This window comes from Kaistia defluvii, from assembly GCF_040548815.1.
Lineage (GTDB): Bacteria > Pseudomonadota > Alphaproteobacteria > Rhizobiales > Kaistiaceae > Kaistia > Kaistia defluvii_A.
Genome location: NZ_JBEPSM010000001.1, coordinates 2,536,614 through 2,553,331, shown reverse-complemented (window position 1 = coordinate 2,553,331; position 16,718 = coordinate 2,536,614). Strand labels below are relative to the sequence as shown.

General features: G+C 64.5%; 17 protein-coding genes, 1 tRNA gene and 3 pseudogenes. 7 read left to right on the top strand and 14 right to left on the bottom strand.

Annotated features, from left to right (window positions below; genetic code table 11):
- Positions 1 to 80: 80 nt before the first annotated feature.
- Positions 81 to 157 (top strand) — tRNA-Met (locus ABIE08_RS11955).
- A gap of 373 nt (positions 158 to 530) precedes the next feature.
- On the opposite strand, the pseudogene greA reads toward ABIE08_RS11955, so the two are convergent.
- Both greA and ABIE08_RS11945 read right to left on the bottom strand, forming a co-directional pair.
- Positions 531 to 1,058 (bottom strand): annotated as a pseudogene (greA, locus tag ABIE08_RS11950) (transcription elongation factor GreA).
- A 133-nt stretch (positions 1,059 to 1,191) separates the two neighbouring features.
- Positions 1,192 to 1,782, bottom strand: coding sequence for a TetR/AcrR family transcriptional regulator (locus tag ABIE08_RS11945; RefSeq protein WP_354551187.1), 591 nt, complete (start codon positions 1,780 to 1,782; stop codon positions 1,192 to 1,194).
- Between the two features lie 105 nt (positions 1,783 to 1,887).
- Between ABIE08_RS11945 and ABIE08_RS11940 the strand changes: the two genes are divergently transcribed.
- Together ABIE08_RS11940 and ABIE08_RS11935 are read left to right on the top strand one after the other, a co-directional pair.
- On the top strand, positions 1,888 to 2,625 hold the full coding sequence (locus tag ABIE08_RS11940; RefSeq protein ID WP_354551186.1) for an SDR family oxidoreductase: 738 nt from the start codon (positions 1,888 to 1,890) through the stop codon (positions 2,623 to 2,625).
- A 238-nt stretch (positions 2,626 to 2,863) separates the two neighbouring features.
- Entirely contained in the window at positions 2,864 to 3,046 is a 183-nt protein-coding gene (locus ABIE08_RS11935; RefSeq protein WP_354551184.1) for a hypothetical protein, read from the top strand.
- Between the two features lie 36 nt (positions 3,047 to 3,082).
- Here ABIE08_RS11935 and ABIE08_RS11930 read toward each other — a convergent pair whose 3' ends face one another.
- Entirely contained in the window at positions 3,083 to 3,694 is a 612-nt protein-coding gene (locus ABIE08_RS11930) for a hypothetical protein (protein ID WP_354551182.1), read from the bottom strand.
- A gap of 222 nt (positions 3,695 to 3,916) precedes the next feature.
- Complete coding sequence (locus tag ABIE08_RS11925; RefSeq protein ID WP_354551180.1) at positions 3,917 to 4,114, bottom strand: hypothetical protein; 198 nt, start codon at positions 4,112 to 4,114, stop codon at positions 3,917 to 3,919.
- A gap of 140 nt (positions 4,115 to 4,254) precedes the next feature.
- On the opposite strand from ABIE08_RS11925, the pseudogene ABIE08_RS11920 reads away from it, so the two are divergent.
- From ABIE08_RS11920 to ABIE08_RS11905, 4 genes and pseudogenes are all read left to right on the top strand, one after another.
- A pseudogene (locus ABIE08_RS11920) lies at positions 4,255 to 4,967 on the top strand (SOS response-associated peptidase).
- Positions 4,968 to 4,974: 7 nt separating this feature from the next.
- Positions 4,975 to 5,643 (top strand): hypothetical protein, encoded by a 669-nt coding sequence (locus tag ABIE08_RS11915; protein WP_354551179.1) that lies wholly within the window; start codon positions 4,975 to 4,977, stop codon positions 5,641 to 5,643.
- The gene (locus tag ABIE08_RS11910) at positions 5,585 to 5,911 is read left to right on the top strand and encodes a hypothetical protein (RefSeq protein WP_354551177.1); all 327 of its coding nucleotides are present in this window, start codon (positions 5,585 to 5,587) and stop codon (positions 5,909 to 5,911) included. Before ABIE08_RS11915 ends, ABIE08_RS11910 begins: the two co-directional genes overlap by 59 nt.
- An 8-nt stretch (positions 5,912 to 5,919) precedes the next feature.
- A pseudogene (locus ABIE08_RS11905) lies at positions 5,920 to 6,151 on the top strand (ribonuclease activity regulator RraA); the annotation flags it as partial.
- A 6-nt stretch (positions 6,152 to 6,157) separates the two neighbouring features.
- Here the strand turns inward: ABIE08_RS11905 and ABIE08_RS11900 are convergent.
- From ABIE08_RS11900 to ABIE08_RS11855, 10 genes are all read right to left on the bottom strand, one after another.
- A complete protein-coding gene (locus tag ABIE08_RS11900; RefSeq protein WP_354551176.1) occupies positions 6,158 to 7,264 on the bottom strand; it encodes an amino acid ABC transporter permease in 1,107 nt (368 codons plus the stop codon).
- Positions 7,261 to 8,427, bottom strand: coding sequence for an amino acid ABC transporter permease (locus ABIE08_RS11895; protein ID WP_354551174.1), 1,167 nt, complete (start codon positions 8,425 to 8,427; stop codon positions 7,261 to 7,263). The genes ABIE08_RS11900 and ABIE08_RS11895 overlap by 4 nt, the downstream gene beginning before the upstream one ends.
- Before the next feature lie 13 nt (positions 8,428 to 8,440).
- Positions 8,441 to 9,412, bottom strand: coding sequence for an amino acid ABC transporter substrate-binding protein (locus ABIE08_RS11890; protein ID WP_436409549.1), 972 nt, complete (start codon positions 9,410 to 9,412; stop codon positions 8,441 to 8,443).
- 239 nt (positions 9,413 to 9,651) lie between these two features.
- Entirely contained in the window at positions 9,652 to 10,017 is a 366-nt protein-coding gene (locus ABIE08_RS11885) for a hypothetical protein (protein WP_354551170.1), read from the bottom strand.
- A complete protein-coding gene (locus tag ABIE08_RS11880) occupies positions 10,014 to 10,808 on the bottom strand; it encodes an ABC transporter ATP-binding protein (RefSeq protein WP_354551169.1) in 795 nt (264 codons plus the stop codon). The genes ABIE08_RS11885 and ABIE08_RS11880 overlap by 4 nt, the downstream gene beginning before the upstream one ends.
- The gene (locus ABIE08_RS11875) at positions 10,802 to 11,800 is read right to left on the bottom strand and encodes an ABC transporter permease (protein ID WP_354551167.1); all 999 of its coding nucleotides are present in this window, start codon (positions 11,798 to 11,800) and stop codon (positions 10,802 to 10,804) included. Before ABIE08_RS11875 ends, ABIE08_RS11880 begins: the two co-directional genes overlap by 7 nt.
- 7 nt (positions 11,801 to 11,807) lie before the next feature.
- On the bottom strand, positions 11,808 to 12,842 hold the full coding sequence (locus ABIE08_RS11870) for an ABC transporter substrate-binding protein (protein ID WP_354551165.1): 1,035 nt from the start codon (positions 12,840 to 12,842) through the stop codon (positions 11,808 to 11,810).
- Positions 12,843 to 12,868: 26 nt separating this feature from the next.
- On the bottom strand, positions 12,869 to 14,179 hold the full coding sequence (locus ABIE08_RS11865) for an O-acetylhomoserine aminocarboxypropyltransferase/cysteine synthase family protein (protein WP_354551164.1): 1,311 nt from the start codon (positions 14,177 to 14,179) through the stop codon (positions 12,869 to 12,871).
- A gap of 37 nt (positions 14,180 to 14,216) precedes the next feature.
- Positions 14,217 to 15,260 carry an isopenicillin N synthase family dioxygenase gene (locus ABIE08_RS11860; RefSeq protein WP_354551162.1) on the bottom strand — a complete coding sequence of 348 codons (1,044 nt, stop codon included), beginning with the start codon at positions 15,258 to 15,260 and terminating at the stop codon, positions 14,217 to 14,219.
- A 502-nt stretch (positions 15,261 to 15,762) separates the two neighbouring features.
- Positions 15,763 to 16,617, bottom strand: a complete 855-nt coding sequence (locus ABIE08_RS11855; protein ID WP_354551160.1) for a sulfurtransferase — start codon at positions 16,615 to 16,617, stop codon at positions 15,763 to 15,765.
- Between the last annotated feature and the right edge of the window lie 101 nt (positions 16,618 to 16,718).

Genomic DNA, 16,718 nt, shown 5'->3' with positions numbered 1-16,718 from the left:
CGTTCTGGCTGCTTGACAGCCCTCGGCCCGGCTCCCTATAAGCGGGCCATTCCAGCCGGCGCCCCAAGCGCCGGTCCTGGGGCGGAGTAGCTCAGCTGGTTAGAGCAGCGGAATCATAATCCGCGTGTCGGGGGTTCAAGTCCCTCCTCCGCTACCAAAACCCCCCACGCTAGTTCGCCGACGTTCAAGACGCGGCATCATCCGTTGATTTTCCGCCATTTGTCGCCCAGAGCAGTTCCTGGGTGTCCCCCCGGGTAGCCAAGAGCTCGATAGGGGATCGGGCAGGGTACTGAGGCCATCCTCGCAGAGTTTGGTACCCTGCGGAGGATGCGATGGTGCTTACGGATGCCGCCACACGCCCTTGGCGTCACTCACCTAGATCTGGTTCGTCCGGACGGCCGAGAAGACAGTTGATGGGGCGACTTCGCGCGACGGCATATTTGAGGCAACCACTGCTCGAGGCCGGCGCTCAGTTGTGATGTGCCGGGAGTGGTCTGTCGCTCTTGGCCGGAGAGCGGACGCTCCGAGCATCAGCGCATGGAAATGCAGCTCTTCTCGCTGGGTCGGTTTGGCTGTGCGACGGAGAGAATCTCGAGTTCGTGGTTGCCGAGTTGAACAACGTCACCGACGCGTTTACCGAGCCAGGCGATAGCCACTGGCGAGCCATGCGATATCGAACCTTGTGATGGGTCGGCCTCGTCCTCGCCCACGATCCGGAAAGGTCTGCTGGCGGCCATCGTCGCGCTCGAAGGAGACGGCGTGACCGAAGGCAATCAGGTCATTCGAAGTCGGAGGGGGAGACACCTGGGCCATGCGGACCCGCTCCGCGTAGTAGCGGTTATCGCGAACGGGAAGTGCCGACAGCCGACGACTCTCATTGACGTCTTCCAGCGCATCGCCCGCATCAAGAGCCGCTCGCGCCCTGACTAGTATCACTCTGCAGGAGACGGAGGTCTGCCTCCGTGACAAGGTTGATGGGATCGGAGATGGGGGCGCGCGGGCAGAATCGTCTCCGACGCGGCCTCGGAGCTCTCCTCTTTGACAAACGCCACACTCACGGGATCGATTTCCTGTCCGGGTCTTTCGGGACTCGATTAACGGATAGTCCGGGATAAGGCTGCACCAAATCGGTGGCTTCGCGCCGGCGCCCTGCTTTGTCTGCGAAGGAGACTTCCGAGAGCGGAGCCCCGCTCACCGATCGCGAGCAGCCAACGTCAGCCCGCGCATCGCGAGGAGCGCCGTCGTTCGAAGCTCGGCCATTGTCGCGCCGCCCCGAGCCGCGACCTTGAGCCCGGATCGCAAGGCGAGAAGCATGCGACCAGCCTCATCAACGTCGAGATCAGGATCGAGCACGCCGGCGGCGATGCCCTCGCGAACCCGCTCCGCGAACGATGCAATCACGGCTGCGCCGGCCTTGTCGTTCAGGGCGGTGATGTCTTCATCCTCGCGACTGAACTCAATGATTGACCCGACACCCAGGCAGCCACTTTCGATGTCTCGGCTGGAGCCGAGGCCGACCAACAAGGCTGCCTCTATGGACTCGGTGACCGGTCCCTCCGCCAATGCGTCCTTCATCTGCTGAAGCGAGTCTTCCGAATAGCGACGCAGTGCTTCGAGAAAAAGGCCGCGTTTGTCGCCGAAGGCGCCGTAGAGGCTTTGCCGGCCGATTCCCATGCCCTTGATGAGGTCGTTCGTCGAGGCAGCCTCGAAGCCGTGCCGGGCGAACACCTTGATAGAGCGGGCGATCGCCTCGTTGCGATCGAATTCCGGAGGTCTGGCCATGGCTGCACTCTATCATTCTTGAACGGCAAGTCCAGAATTTTCTTGACTCTCCAGTCCATAACGGTGAGGAATTGTGGACTGATCAATCAATAACGGAACTCTCGCATGTCCTCTTTTTTCTCCGACACATCGCCGGCCCTCGTCTTCGGCGGTTCGCGCGGTATGGGCGCTGCCATTGTCCGTCGCCTCGCGGCGGATGGCCGCCCGGTTGCGTTCACCTATGTGAGTTCGCCGGCCATGGCAGCCGCGCTCGCAGCGGAAATCGAGCAGGAAGGCGGCTCTGCTTTCGCCATCGCCGCCGACAGCGCCGATCCGGAAGCAGTCCGTCTCGCTATAGAAGCCACCGTTGAGCGCTTCGGCAGTCTTGGCGTGCTAGTTGTCAATGCCGGCATCCTAATCGGCGGCACCATTGACCGCTTCACCATCGCCGACTTCGATCGTATGGCCGCCGTTAATGTCCGCGGCGTGTTCGCAGCGATTCATTATGCGGCGCCGCATCTGCTCGACGGCGGCCGCATCGTCACGATCGGCAGCAACACTGCTGAGCGGGTCGGCTCCGCGGGCTCCAGCGTCTATGCGATGACAAAGGCTGCCGTGGCCCAGCTCGTGCGTGGAGCCGCCCTCGACTTCGCTCCGCGCCAGATTACTGTCAACAATATCCAGCCAGGCCCAATCGAGACAGATATGACGGCGGATCTGATGGAGTACATAGTGCCGAAGCTGCCGCTGGGGCGGATCGGCAAGGCTGACGAGATTGCCGATCTCACCGCCTGGCTGACTGGCGTCGGTGCCGGCTATATGACAGGCGAAAGCCTCACCATCGACGGCGGCTGGACCGCCTGAGGCGAACGCCCGCTGCATTCCTCCCTACGATTGCGCGAGCGTTTCAGGATCGATACGTTATGGCCGTATGATGCTCGCTTTTGATGAGGATTAGCGGAGCGGCCGCGACCGGGTACCGCCGATGACCAGGGGTGAGCTCGGTGCCTACCGTGGAGACGGTGAGCGACGCGCCCGCCTACCGTCCGCGCCCAAAAGCATGTGCAAGACGCCCGACCCCGCTAACCGGTTGCACGAGAGGATGACGCTGCATCGCCCGGACCTTCTTTTCCGCCACCATACGGGCGATGTCACGGCGCTCCAGGTCGTCAACCTCGATCTTTTCGTCGGTGACGGTTTGCAGGAGCCGAATGGTGCCCATTCGGGTGATCTCGACGCCTTTCACCTCAAGGTCGGCCTTGGTTGCAGTGCGTATGGCGCTTGAGATCCACTTCTGTGAACGTTGCGGCCCGCTGCCCCATCACGTCTCTCCCTTCGGCGCGGGAGAGGCGAGATAACGAAGCTCCCAAGTCGGGTGGTACGGGAACGAGTTCTTGTGGCCGTCGAGCCTGATTTCCAGACGTTGGCCCAGCGCGCCAGTGATCGTGCCTAGCTGCTTCTTGCCGGAACCGGTGTATTCGACACGGCCACCAACTTTTGCCGGCACGCCGTAATAGCTGCAGATGTAGTCGATGCTCATTGGTCCTCTCCCTTCGGCGCGGGAGAGGCGAGAGAGCGGATGCGGTCGCCGGATGCGAATGGCGGCTTCAGATCGACCCATGGCCCTGTATTTCTGCCCCTCGGTCTTGGCCGCTTGCCCGGCTGCGATCGCCGCATAGTTCTCATCTAGAGCCACATGGGCGGCTTTCTCCAACCCCTTCAGCTCGCGCTTCGGCTCGAGAACGGTCCAGAATTCTTCTATGAAGCCATCCAGAGTCTGGCACCGCGCCTTAATCCGCTCGGCGTCGATGGCGATGCGCTGACGCTCCGCCTCAGACGCTCTCCTCGCCCTCTCCGCCCTGATCTGCCTCCTCATCTCCGCCGGCGGCACCGGCAAGCGGACCGAAGAGAGCTTCGAGGCGGTTGAGGTCATTGTCGCTCATGTGGCGGGAGCGACAGGAAGGGCACATGGGGCGATCCGAGAGCATTGCGATCGGGAAGTCCGCGCCGCGTGTCCAGAGCAGCGTTCACATATCAAGGTCGACCTGCTGAAGGCAGGGCTTCGTGCCGTTCTTCGGTCTCGCATTGCGCCCCTTGCAGCGCGCCGAGACGGTCCAGCCTGCGCGCCAAGCGTCTCCGAGCGTCTCGACCGACATCAATCATTCCGACAGGTAATTGCGGGCAGACATCCCCGCACGAAACCAAAAGAGACGCGCTCCGCCCGCGCATCCACGGCGAGCAGAAGCGTTTCGATCACGACGAGCGGATCCCCGTTGTGGGATGCCAAGAGGCTTCTCACACACTTGTCCAGTGCCTCTTGCACCAGGTCGACATTCTCGGCCGGGTCGCCCATCGCTACTCTCCGCACGCTGATGTTCTTATTTTGTTCTCATGTGCGAGAGAGTCAATGAGACTAGGAGTTGAATCCTATGCTCGCTTTCGAACTTCCGAGGCTGGGCTTCCCTTTTTGCGCAGCCTCGATAGGCTCGTGGCATGTGCAACCTCTACTCGATGACCCGGAACCAGGATGCCATCCGCGCAATCGCTCGAGCGATGCGTGATCAAACCGGCAATCTTCCGCCGATGCCGGGCATCTTCCCCGACTATCCCGCGCCGATCGTGCGGAACGCCCCAGACGGGGTTCGCGAGCTGGCGCTCGCCCGGTGGGGCATGCCGTCGTCTCAGTTCGCCCTCATGGAGGCAACCAAGAAGCGCGCTGCCAAGCTCGAGGCGAAGGGCAAGGCAGTCGACTTCACGGAACTGCTGCGGATGGAGCCGGATACCGGCACGACCAATATCCGCAACATCGGCAGCAAGCATTGGCAGCGCTGGCTCGGCATCGAGAACCGTTGCCTCGTCCCTTTCACCTCATTCTCGGAATTCAACCGAGAGGCTGGTGGCGACATCTGGTTCGCGCTCGCCGAGGATCGGCCGCTCGCCTTCTTCGCCGGCATCTGGGCCAACTGGACGAGCGTACGGAAGGTGAGAGAGGGAGAGACCACCAATGACCTGTTCGGCTTTCTGACGACGGAGCCTAATGCGAGGTTGGCGCCATTCATCCGAAGGCGATGCCCGTCATTTTGCGGACCGAGGACGAGATCGAGCGGTGGATGACGGCGCCGGCGAATGAAGTGCCCGGCATGCAGAAGCCGCTGCCCGATGGCGCTCTTCAGATCGTCGCGCGGGGAAGCAAGCAGGATGGATAGCGCCGCTATGACCGGGCTGGCCTCCTCGCCCATATGGGTCGACCGCTATGTCAGTAAGGATCACTGCGCGTTCTGCCAAGAAGGGGCGGAACTGCGGGCGAGCCACATCTTACCGGCGTTCGTCTTCAGGTGGCTTAAGAAATCTGGCGGCACAGGCCACCTGCGCAACGCGCGGACACCCAACCGCCGCGCCCAGGACGGAATCAAGATCCGGCTGCTTTGCCGCGATTGCGAGCAGCTCTTCAGCGGCTTCGAGCGCCAGTTCGCCGACAAGTTGTTCCTTCCGTACACCAAGGACGACGGCCTCAAGCTCGTCTACGGGGACTGGCTGGCGAGGTTTTGCGCGAGCCTTTCGTGGCGCGTTCTCGTGCTTCTGATACGGGAAAACCGCCTGCAGAGCATTACGGCCGCCCAGTCGAAAGCCGCACGCGCCGCCCTTGCCACGTGGGAGAGCTTCATTCGCGGAGACATCAGCAATCCAGGCGTCTTCGAGCAGCACATCCTTCCCTTCCCGGGCATCTCCGAAACAACTATCCAGAACCTACCCAACAACATGAACCGCTACGCGCCGGGCGGTCGAGATCGATTTTCCCAGCGCCGAGCCGAGCGGCATGGCCATGACGTTCGCCAAGATCGGGCCGCTTTCCATCTTCGGTTACGTGGTGCCGCCTCATAATAGGTGGCTGGGGACGAAGATCGCGGTGAACCGAGGCACGTTCGGCCCAGGCCAGTTTGTGCTGCCGGTGGAACTGCTGGACTATATAAAGTCCCGCGCCGTCAACGCCGCCGAAGTTAACGGCCGGATTTCTCCTGCCCAGCGGGCCATCATTGAGGCCGACCTCCGAGCCAACATTGACCGCTTTCGGTCGTCGGGCCAATTCCAAGCCATGATGGAAGATATTGAGTTGTTTGGCCGCGACGCGATCATAGATCGCGACCAGTGAGCTATCGGCCCTGCAGCTGGTCGACGCCGATTTCAACCCGCAGCGCCATCGGGGCGACTACCGAAGGCGTGATCGTGTTGGCCGATGCCATGGACATCACCGATGCCGGCATCTGGTGCGCCCTTATGGTGAAGAAGGGTGTTGCCGGCCTCGTCACCGACGGGGTGATGCGCGAAGTGGCCGGGGGTGCTGGCCACGATCCTGCCCGTCTGGCGCAACGGCGTGGCCGACCCGCCGTCCGCAATTCTATCGATCCAGCGGACCGCCGACGCGGAGCCTTTTCTCCAGCCACAGGCTGTAGCGCGAGGCGGCATAGCTCAGGCTGAAATAGACCAGCGCCGCGACGGTGTAGGCCTCGTTGTAGGAGCCGTTCCAGTTGACGTCGGTCGCCGCCACCCGCGCCGTATTCAGGAAGTCGAACAGGCCGATGACGATCACCAGCGTCGTATCGAGGAACAGTCCGATGCCGAGATTGACGAAGGCTGGAATGACGGCACGCAGCGCCTGCGGCAGGACCACGAGCCGCATCATCGCGCCCCAGGACAGGCCGAGCGAGCGCGCCGCCTCATACTGGCCGGCCGGCAACGATTGCAGCCCTGCTCGAACGATCTCGGCCATGTAGGCGGCGACGAACAGGATGATGGCGATCTGAGCCCGGGCGAGCTTGTCGATCGCCGCGCCTGCCGGCAGCATCAGGGGGAAGATCAGCGTCGAGACATAGAGCACGGCGATCAGCGGCACGCCGCGCATCACCTCGATGAAGGCGATCGCCATCCAGCGCAGCAGGCGCATCTCCGATCGCCGCGCCAGTGCCAGTCCGATGCCGAGCGGAAATGCGCCGGCAAAGCCGATCACCGAGAGCAGCACCGTCAACGGAAAGCCGCCCCATTTGTCGGTCGGCACCAGCTGACCGGTAAGCGCGCCGGACATCACGGCCAGCGCCGCGCCGAGCGCCGCGAGCCACACCAGGACCAGGCGGCGGTTCCAGAAGCGCGGCATGCCGGTCACGACGACCAGCGTTCCCACCAGCGCCACCGACAACGCCGCCTGCCAGTCCCGGTCGTTCGGATAGAGGCCGAACAGGATGAACCTGCCCTTCTCGGTGATGAAGGCCCAGCAGGCGCCGGATCGCTCGGCGCAATCCTTCGCCGTGCCGAACCAAGTGGCATCGACCAGCGCCCAGCGCAGGAAGGGCGCGACCACGAACCACACGAAGACCAGAAATGCCACCGTGATGGCGAGGTTGACCGGCGATCCGAACAGGCCGCGCCGCCAGAGCGACCACCGCTCGGCCCAGGTGAGAGGCTTGCGGCCTGCGGCGCGGCCGATCAGTTCCGACAGCGCCATCGTCATCGTCCGAGCCCCTTGAGGGCGTAGCGTTTGTTGTAGCGGTTTATGGCGAACGAGACGGCGAAGCTGATGGTGAGATAGACCGACGCCATGATCAGGATCGTCTCCAGCGCCTGCCCGGTCTGGTTCGCGGCAGTGTTGAGGATCGAGACGAGATCGGGATAGCCGATGGCGACCGCTAGGCTCGAATTCTTGGTCAGGCTCAGATAGGTCGACGTCATCAGCGGCGTGATCACCCGCAACGCCTGCGGCAGCACGATCTTGGCGAAGATCAGCCCGCGAGGCAGGCCGAGCGCGCGAGCCGCCTCCCATTGTCCCCGGGGCACCGACTGGATGCCGCTGCGGACGATCTCGGCGATCAGGGCGGCCGCATTGACGACGAGGCCGACGAGCAAGGCGGCAAATTCCGGCGTCAGCGACAGGCCGCCCGTGATGTTGAAGCCTTTCAGCGACGGAATTTCTGCGCGCATACCGCCGGTGGCGGCGAGCGCGGAGATCACCACCACGAGGCCGATCACCGAGACGGCGGATGCGGTCGGTGCGGAAAGCCCGATGCGCTTGCGCCGCCAGAGCAACAGCAAGGCGATGGCAAGGCTGGCGAGAGCCACCGTCGCGGCGAGCCCACTCTCGAAACGCAGCGCCGGGATGTAGATGCCGCGATTGCTGAGATAGACGCCGGCGACCGGCTCGAACGCCTTCCGCGCGGCCGGCAGAGCGTGAAACGTGGCGCTCCAGAAGAAGAGCTGCAGCAGCAGCGGTGTGTTGCGGATCAGCTCGACATAGGCGCGGACCGAGCCGGAGAGCAGCGGATTGTCGGACAGGCGGGCAAGCCCGAGGGCGACGCCCAGCACCGTCGCCAATATGCAGCCGACCGCCGAGACCAGCAGTGTGTTGAGCAGGCCAACCAGGATGGCGCGGGCAAAGCTGCTCTGCGACGAGTAGGCGATCAGCGTCTCGCCAATCTCGAAATTGGTCGGACGGGCGAGAAAGGCGAAGCCCGGCGTGATGCCGACGCGACCCATATTGGTCGCCATGGTCTGGCCGAGGAAGCCGAAGGCGGCGAGCACCCCGACAAACAGGAGAATCTGGGTGAGCGGACGCTCACCCAGAAGGTTCTTCAGGAGGGGAGAGCCGGGCGCCGGAGCGTCCGGACCGAGCGCGGTCATGGACCCTTGGCGCCTAGCGGAACGGCGGCGAATAGAGCAGGCCACCCTGGGTCCAGGGCTGGTTGTAGCCGCGCTCGAAGCCGACCGGCGTCGACTTCCCGATGTTGCGTTCGAAGATCTCGCCGTAATTGCCAAGCGACTTGATGATGTTGTAGGCGAACTTCGGGTCGAGGCCGATCGCCCCGCCGAGCGACGGGTCGACGCCGAGGAAGCGCTTGATCGCCGGGTCTTCGCTGGTCAGGAAGCTGTCGACATTTTCCTTGGTGATGCCGAACTCTTCCGCCTGGATCGTCGCATAGACGGTCCAGTTGACGATCTCGAGCCACTGGTCGTCGCCGGCGCGGATGGCGGGCGCCAGCGGCTCCTTCGACAGGCGCTCCGGCAGCAGCAGGAAATCATCCGGCTTGGCGAACTGCGCCCGCTTCAGGGCGAGATCCGAGGCGTCCTGCGTCAGCGCGTCGACGCGGCCAGTCTCCAGCGCCGAGACGAATTCCTTGGTGTCCTCGATGACGACAGGGGTGAACTTCTTGCCGTTCTTGCGGAAGAAGTCGGCGATGTTCAGTTCGCCCGTCGTGCCGCTCTGCACGCCGATGGTAGCGCCGTCGAGCTCCGAACCCTTGCTCACGCCGAGCGACTTGGCGACCAGCAGGCCCTGGCCGTCATAGAAGATAATCGGGCCGAAATGGAAGCCGAGCTTGAACGAGCGGGTGATCGTCTGCGTCACGCCCGATAGCAGCACGTCGAACTCGCCCGCCTGCAGCGCGGGCAGACGCTGCTGCGGCGAAGATGAGGTGAATTCCACCTTGTCCGGGTCGTTGAAGACGGTGATCGCCAGGGCGCGGCCGAAATCGATGAAGAAGCCCTGCCACTTACCATTGCTGTCGGGCGAGAAGAAGCCGGGCAACGTTCCGACGCCCACCTTGATCTGGCCGCGCGACTTGATCTTGTCGAGCGTCTCGCCGGCCTGCGCCGCGCCGGCCAGCATCGAAGCCGAGACCAGCAATGCGCCAAGCGCCGCGACAGTCTTATTCACAATAGTTTTATTAGAAATCGCCATGATTCATCATTCCTCGAACGAGTCCTGCCCGTCTGGGTTCAATTCATTGTCGTTATTCTGCAATCGTGCGGTTCAGCCCCGCGAGACTTCGATGATCATTCCATCAACATCGATGAATGGCGAAGCATGACTGCTTACGAAACAGGCAGAATGCGGAAAAATCCATTTCAATTCTTCCCGCCCAACTGTGTTCCCGTTTCCGTTGATCCAGCCGTCGCCACCACCAGCTGGAAGGCGCCGGCGGCCAGCGTCAGCGCCGCGCCGACCCAGAACAACCCCTCCCAATAGCGAGGGATGCCGAGCCAGTGGCCGGAGCCGCAGAGCGACATCGCCAGCGAGCAGAGGTCAGAGGTGTTGATGAGGCAGGGCACCGCCGCCGGGATTGTCAGGCTGGTGTTTTCAGCGACGTTGACGAAGACCAGCGCCCACCAGGCGAGCGCCGCGAGGAGCGCCAGGATGCCGGCGGCGAGCAGCCCGGTACCCAGGGCGTCGCGGGAAAGCAGTCTTTGGCGGGAAATCCATTGCCGGCTCATATCGCCTCGCTGACGCCAAGAAGCTGCAGGATTTCGCGCCGCAGCGCGATCAGTTCCGTGCCCGCACGATTGCGGGGGTGGGGAAGCGCGACCCGACGCTCGCCGACGATGCGGGCCGGGCGGTCGCTGAAGATGATGACGCGATCCGCCAGCAGCAGCGCTTCCTCGACATCGTGGGTGACGAGCAGCGCGGTGAAACCGGATTGCTGCCAGAGCGACAGCAATTCTCCCTGCATGGTGAGGCGGGTCAGCTGGTCGAGCTTGCCAAGTGGCTCGTCGAGCAACAACAGGCGCGGATCGTTTACGAGGGCTCGCGCCAAAGCCGCGCGTTGCGCCATGCCGCCGGAGAGCTGATGGGGCAAGGCGTCGGCGAATTCGGCGAGCCGCACGCGGGAAATGGCCTCGTCGATGCGATGGCCCTCGGTCTTGAGCCGGCCCTGCGCCTCGAGCCCGAGCGCGACATTGCGGCGGACGGTGCGCCAGGGAAACAGCGTGGGATCCTGAAACACCAGCACGCGGGACGGATCGGGGTTCTCCAACGGCACGCCGTCGGCGAGCACGCTGCCCGTCTCCGGCCGTTCGAGCCCGGCGACGAGGCGCAGCAGCGTAGACTTGCCGGAGCCGGAGGGCCCGAGCAGGGCCACGCAGGCGCCGGGCGCGATCGAGAGGTCGATGCTCTCCAGCACCGCCAGCCGGCCGGATGGCAGGTCATAAGCATGCGAGACGTTGCGCAATTCGATGGCGAGGCCGGTTCCAGCCGGTTCCGGCGCCGAGGCGACAGCCGCTACCATTGCACGATCCCCTTCTGCCAGCCGAGCAGGCGATCGCGCCCGACGAAGAGCAGCTTCACCAGCCCCGAGCAGAGCAGCGCCATCAGGATCAGCGCGGCATAGACATTGGCATAGGCGGAATAGGCGGTCTGGAACTGCAGATACCAGCCGAGCCCGTATTTGGCGCCAAGCATCTCGGCGATGACGAGAACGGCGAAGGAGGAATAGAGGCCCATGAACAGGCCGACGAAGACGTTGGGCAGCGCGGCGGGGATCGCCACCTTCAACACGAGGAAACGGCGATCGGCGCCGAGCGTGCGGGCGACATCGTAAAGCGAGCGGTTGACCGAGGCGACGCCCGAGGCGGTCAGGATGATGACGGGGATACCGGAAGCCAGCGCCACCAGGAAGATCGAGGCGCCGAAAGTGGTCGGGAAGACGAAGAAGGCGCTCGGAATCCAGGCGCTGGCCGGTACCGGCCCGATCAGCTTCAAGAGCGGCATGCCCCAATAGCTGAAGCGCTTCGACCAGCCGAGCGCAACGCCGACGACGAAGCCGATCGCGATGCCGGAGAAGAAGCCGAGCCCCCAGAGACGCAGCGAATAGAGCATGCAGACGAGCAGCCGGTCCCAATCCGTCATATAGACATGCAGCAGCCCCTGCGGCGGCGAGAAGAACGGCTTTGGCAGCCAGCCGAGCTTTGCCGTCGACACCTCCCAGGCGGCCAGCCAGAGACCGAGCGCGATCCACCACGCACCATAGTGAACCAGCTTGCGGCCGATGGCGCCGAGGCGATGGACGGTGAAGGCGAGCAAGACGAACCCGCCGGCGCCGATCGCCAGCAGCAGCGCGAACAGCTGCGTCTGGCCCCAGGGCACGACGTCGGTGAAGCCGGCCGTCACGGCGGCCGCCAGCAGCCAGCTCGCCGCGGCCAGCAGGCCGTTGCGCCAGATCTCGCCGGAGAGTGCCGAAGACGCGAGCGCGCCTCCGGCCGTTTGCGTGGTGTCGGCCATGGATCGCTCAGGCGAGCAGGTTAGCGGTGACGCGCTGTGCCAGTTCGGCCGGGTCGGTCGAGGCATCGATCACCTTGATCAGCTGCAGGTCCTCGGCCGCCCATTTCACCTGCTCGACCAGTTCCGGGCCGATCGGGTGGATGTGATAAACGAAGGAGCCGAGATCGTCGGAGAGATCGGCCAGTGCCAGGTCCGGCTTGAGGTTGTCGAGATACCACTTCGCCACTTCTTCCGGATGCTTGCCGGTATATTCGTGGATCTCGATATTGGCCTCGGCCAGGCGGCGGATTGCGTCACGGTTGGCCTCCAGGAACGGACCGTTGACGCCGAGCACGCAGCAGACCTTGTCGGCGAAGATGCCGGTCTGGGTGTTGGCGATCTCGACCAGGTCGTATTTCTTCTTCAGCGAATAGGCCCAGGGATCGAGATGGGCGAGCGCATCTGCCTCGCCGCGGTCGACCGTCGCGCCGACGAGATCGAACGGCACCGCCTTCCAGTTGACGTCCTGTTCGGGATCGATGCCGGCGCGCGCCAGCGCGATCTGGAAAGAGTGCTTGGGCGGGCTGGCCGGGTCGTAGCTGACGATGGTCTTGCCCTTCAGCCCTTCCAGCGTGGTGATGCCGGAGGCCTTGGAGGCGAGCAGCCGGGTGCAGCCGCCATGCGAGCCGACGAACAGCTTGACGTCGAGGCCTTGTTCCAGCGGCTTGACCCAGTCGAGCAACAGGCCGGCCCCGGCATCGGCCTTGCCGGTCGCGAGCGACTGCACCAGCGTCTGGCCGCTGGCGCCCTGGTAAAACAGCTCGATGTCGAGGTCGTGCTTGTCATAGATGCCCTTGGCGACGCCGAAGGCGATCGGCGAATGGCAGGCGGCGAATTCGGTCCAGGCGAGCCGGATCTTGGTGCGATTGCCGGCGCGGGCCGAGAAGGTCGGCGCGACGCCGAGGAAGGCGGCGCCGGCCAGCACGCCGCCCCCGGTCAGGGCTGTGCGCCGCGAGATGCGGCGACCGAACAGCGAAGGCTTCTTACCGTCGAGAATGCTCATGGCAATGTCCTGAAAAGGGTGGCGGGTCAGGCGCGGTCCAGCGCCTGGGCGAGGTCAGCGATGATGTCGTCGGGATGCTCGATGCCGACCGAGAGGCGCACATAGCCGGGCGTCACGCCGGTCGCAGCCTGTTCCTCTACGGAAAGCTGCGAGTGGGTGGTGGTCGAGGGATGGATGGCGAGCGAGCGCGCATCGCCGATATTGGCGACGTGGTAGAACAGCTTGAGCGCGTTGATGAAGGCGCGGCCGGCGTCGCGGCCGCCCTTGACCTCGAAGCCGACCAGCGCGCCCTTTCCGCCATTCAGATAGCGGTCGCCCCGTTCCTTGGCGATGCCACTCTGCAGGCCCGGGAAGATCACCTTCTCGACCTTGGGATGCGCGTTCAGGAAGTTCGCCACCTTGATGGCGTTCTCATTGTGCTGGCGGATGCGCAGCGGCAGTGTCTCCAGCCCCTGGATGAACTGGAAGGCGGCGAAGGGCGAGATCGCGGCGCCGATATCGCGCAGCAGCACGGCGCGGGTGCGCAACACATAGGCGATCGGACCCAGCGGCTTCGCCTTCTCCAACCAGGTCGCGCCGTGATGGCTCGGGTCCGGCTCGTGCAGATTGGGGAAGCGCTCGGGATGGTCCGCCCAAGGAAAGTTGCCGCCATCGACGATCAGTCCGCCGATGGTCGTGCCATGGCCGCCGATATATTTCGTCGCCGAATAGACGACGATTGCCGCGCCATGGTCGAGCGGACGGATGGTGAGGGGGGCGGCTGTATTGTCGACGATCAGCGGCACGCCAAGCGAGCGCCCTATCGCAGCAACTTCGGCAATCGGAAACACTTCGAGGCGCGGATTGGGCAGCGATTCCGCGTAATAGGCGCGGGTCCGGCTGTCGGTGGCGCGCCGGAAATTCTCCGGGTCGGACGGATCGACGAAGCGGGTCTCGACGCCGAGGTTCTTCAGCGTCGCGTTGAACAGCGCGTAGGTGCCGCCATAGAGGCCGGTCGAGGAGACGATGTTGTCGCCCGGCCGCGTCAGGTTGAGGATGGAATAGGCCGAGGCGGCCTGCCCGGAGGCGAGCGCCAGCGCGGCGACGCCGCCCTCGATCGCCGCGATCCGCTGTTCCAGCGCATCCTGCGTCGGGTTGCCCACGCGGGTGTAGATGTAGCCGAGCTCGTCGAGGGCGAAGAGCCTATCGGCGTGGTCCGTATCCTGGAACTGGAACGAGGTCGACTGATAGATCGGCACGGCGACAGCGCCGGTTGTGGGGTCGGCACGATAGGTCCCGCCGTGCACGGCGAGGGTTTCGAAGCGCTTGGTCTCGAATTGGGTCGGCTGGAAGGTCATGGTGCGTCTCCGGATGCCGATGAATTTTCGTCAGGGATCAGTAGGCCGAGGCCGGCTCGCGCTTGGCGGCGGGGTCGAGGAGGTCGGCGTAGTGGCGCTGCGCCACGTCAGGGTGCGAACGGAGCCGACCCTTCAAGTAGTTCTGGCCGATCTCGCGGAATAGCGGATTGAGCGGGTCCGCGGTGGGGCCGAGTGCCTGCGCGGCAAGGTCGGCGTCGAGATCGAGCAGCGGGATATGCGCGTCGAGGGCAGCGCCCAGGAAGAAGGCGACCGAGAGCCGGTCCTTGCCGGCCGGCGGCGTGACGACCCGGTGCACGGTGGCGCGGAGATAACCGTTGGACGCCATTTCCAGCACTTCGCCAATATTAACGATGAAGGTGCCGGGGATCGGCGGCGCATCGATCCAGCTGCCGTCATCCGCCTCGACCTGCAACCCGCCCTGCACGTCCTGGAGGAGCAGGGTCAGGAAGCCGCCATCCTTGTGCGCGCCGACGCCCTGATCGCCGCCGGTGGCGTCGCGCCCGGGATAGCGGATCAGCTTGATGTGCTGGACAGCGCCCGTCTCGTAGATCGGCGCGAATACGTCCTTGTCCTGGCGCAGCGCCAGCGCGAAGGCCTCCAGCACGCGGATGCCGAGATCCGTCAGCTGGCGCTGCCATTCGAGCACGGTCGGCTTCAGCTCCGGCAACGCCGCCGGCCACTGGTTGGGACCCTGCAGGCGCGCCCAATCCGGCGTTCCCGGTGTGCGCGGCAGGACCTCGCGCTCGGAGGAGAAGTCGATCTGCTCGCGCCAGTCGGCCCGGCCCCGCGTGATCTCGAGCCCGGCCCGGGTATAGCCGCGGAAATGCGGCGAGTTCACCATCTCGATGGCAAGCTTCTCGGCATCCGGCAACGCGAAGAACTGGCGCGACGCCGCGACGATGTCGTGGATCAGCGCGTCAGGGACGCCATGGCCCGTCAGGTAGAAAAAGCCCACGTCACGGGCGGCATCGCCGAGTTCGGCCAGAAAGGCGGCCCGCTCTTCCGGGCTGCCGTCGAACTTCGAGATATCGAGGATCGGAAGCGTCTTGGGTGTCGGCATGGTCGTCCTTCCCTGAATCCAGGCACCGGGCGGTGGTCCGCCGGTGCGACGGGCACGTTGTTCCGTGGCCCGGTTGCTGTCTAGGATTTTAAGACGACTGAATTGGTAGAGAAGAAACGGCGTTCTTTTGTGCAGGCTCGCCGGAGTTCGTTTCCACAAAGGACAAGAGAACGACGCGACGGCCATGCTTGGCACCCGGACGGACAGCTGCCGCCGCGCGCAGCACGCGGACCTGCGGGGCTGCCCCCGACTCGGCCCATAGCGGCCTCGCCTCGCGCAACACAGGGTTGTTGCGAGGACGCTAGGCGTGCGTGGAATGGGGTCGGGGCGCTGCAGCCCTCGTTATCGTGCCCCAGCCGGCTTCGGTCTGTCTTAACGAAGTCGTCGTCAGCCCCAGGCTGAACGAAGTCTAGAAGCGATACCGCTCCGCGCGGCGCCGCAAAAGGCCGGTGTCCCGACGGAATGAAGTCAGGACACTGGCGATCTGGTTGGCGAACGCCGGTCAGGCCTTGGGTGCGGCTGCGCTGCGCTTCGGCGTATCCTCGCGCTGGCCCCATTCGTGCCAGGAGCCGTCATAGAGCTTCCAGTCCGGATTGCCCGCGCGCTCGATCATGAAGCCCAGGATCGCGGCGGTGACGCCGGAACCGCAGGTGGTGATCACCGGACCGCTGACATCGACCTTCGCATCGGCAAAGACCTTGGCGGCGGTGTCCGCGTCGACGAAGGCGAAGTTGTTGGCGGGATCGAAGAATTTGGCCCAGGGCGTATTGACCGCGTTGGGCATGTGGCCGCTGGCCACGCCGGGATAGCCGGAGCCTTCCGTTCCCTCGAAGCGCGCGGCGGTGCGCGCGTCGACAACCGTCACGCCGCTGTCGAGCGCTGCGCGAACCGCCTCGACGTCGACGACCCGTCCGGGCTGAAGCACGGTTTCGAAAGCCGCGGGCGTGGCTTCCTCGGGATCGCCGGCCTCGACCGGGCGCCCTTCGGCGACCCATTTGCGCAAGCCGCCGTCCAGAATGCGGACCTTGTCGTGCCCGAAGACGCGGAACATCCACCAGAGGCGGGCGGATACATAGCCGGCGTCATAGACGATCACGGTCGTCTCGTTGTCGATGCCGAGACGGCCGATCTCGCGCGCCCAAAGCTCGGCGGACGGCAGCATGTTGACATAGGGTGAGTCCGGGTCCGACACGGCGCTCAGATCGATGAAGCGCGCGGTCGGAATATGGCCGCGCCGGAAATCGTCGATCGCCTGCTTGCCCGAATCGGGCAGGTACCAGGAGCAGTCGAGCACGGCCAGCTTGGCATCGCCGAGATGCGATGCGAGCCAATCCGTGGTTACAAGCCATTCGCTCATCGTCATTCTCCAACAGGAGCGGAACTACGGTCCGCCCGGATGAGTATCGTTCGCGGTGACAGAAGACATCCCGTTCGGACGGGATGCCATAAGAGGTGTCT

What these genes read in the sequence shown, in the direction of transcription:
- ABIE08_RS11945 (WP_354551187.1), bottom strand. Translation starts at nt 1,782, where the DNA reads ATGGCCAGACCTCCGGAATTCGATCGCAACGAGGCGATCGCCCGCTCT.
- ABIE08_RS11940 (WP_354551186.1), top strand. Translation starts at nt 1,888, where the DNA reads ATGTCCTCTTTTTTCTCCGACACATCGCCGGCCCTCGTCTTCGGCGGT.
- ABIE08_RS11935 (WP_354551184.1), top strand. Translation starts at nt 2,864, where the DNA reads ATGACGCTGCATCGCCCGGACCTTCTTTTCCGCCACCATACGGGCGAT.
- ABIE08_RS11930 (WP_354551182.1), bottom strand. Translation starts at nt 3,694, where the DNA reads ATGACCTCAACCGCCTCGAAGCTCTCTTCGGTCCGCTTGCCGGTGCCG.
- ABIE08_RS11925 (WP_354551180.1), bottom strand. Translation starts at nt 4,114, where the DNA reads ATGGGCGACCCGGCCGAGAATGTCGACCTGGTGCAAGAGGCACTGGAC.
- ABIE08_RS11915 (WP_354551179.1), top strand. Translation starts at nt 4,975, where the DNA reads ATGACCGGGCTGGCCTCCTCGCCCATATGGGTCGACCGCTATGTCAGT.
- ABIE08_RS11910 (WP_354551177.1), top strand. Translation starts at nt 5,585, where the DNA reads ATGACGTTCGCCAAGATCGGGCCGCTTTCCATCTTCGGTTACGTGGTG.
- ABIE08_RS11900 (WP_354551176.1), bottom strand. Translation starts at nt 7,264, where the DNA reads ATGACGATGGCGCTGTCGGAACTGATCGGCCGCGCCGCAGGCCGCAAG.
- ABIE08_RS11895 (WP_354551174.1), bottom strand. Translation starts at nt 8,427, where the DNA reads ATGACCGCGCTCGGTCCGGACGCTCCGGCGCCCGGCTCTCCCCTCCTG.
- ABIE08_RS11890 (WP_436409549.1), bottom strand. Translation starts at nt 9,412, where the DNA reads ATGCTGGCCGGCGCGGCGCAGGCCGGCGAGACGCTCGACAAGATCAAG.
- ABIE08_RS11885 (WP_354551170.1), bottom strand. Translation starts at nt 10,017, where the DNA reads ATGAGCCGGCAATGGATTTCCCGCCAAAGACTGCTTTCCCGCGACGCC.
- ABIE08_RS11880 (WP_354551169.1), bottom strand. Translation starts at nt 10,808, where the DNA reads ATGGTAGCGGCTGTCGCCTCGGCGCCGGAACCGGCTGGAACCGGCCTC.
- ABIE08_RS11875 (WP_354551167.1), bottom strand. Translation starts at nt 11,800, where the DNA reads ATGGCCGACACCACGCAAACGGCCGGAGGCGCGCTCGCGTCTTCGGCA.
- ABIE08_RS11870 (WP_354551165.1), bottom strand. Translation starts at nt 12,842, where the DNA reads ATGAGCATTCTCGACGGTAAGAAGCCTTCGCTGTTCGGTCGCCGCATC.
- ABIE08_RS11865 (WP_354551164.1), bottom strand. Translation starts at nt 14,179, where the DNA reads ATGACCTTCCAGCCGACCCAATTCGAGACCAAGCGCTTCGAAACCCTC.
- ABIE08_RS11860 (WP_354551162.1), bottom strand. Translation starts at nt 15,260, where the DNA reads ATGCCGACACCCAAGACGCTTCCGATCCTCGATATCTCGAAGTTCGAC.
- ABIE08_RS11855 (WP_354551160.1), bottom strand. Translation starts at nt 16,617, where the DNA reads ATGAGCGAATGGCTTGTAACCACGGATTGGCTCGCATCGCATCTCGGC.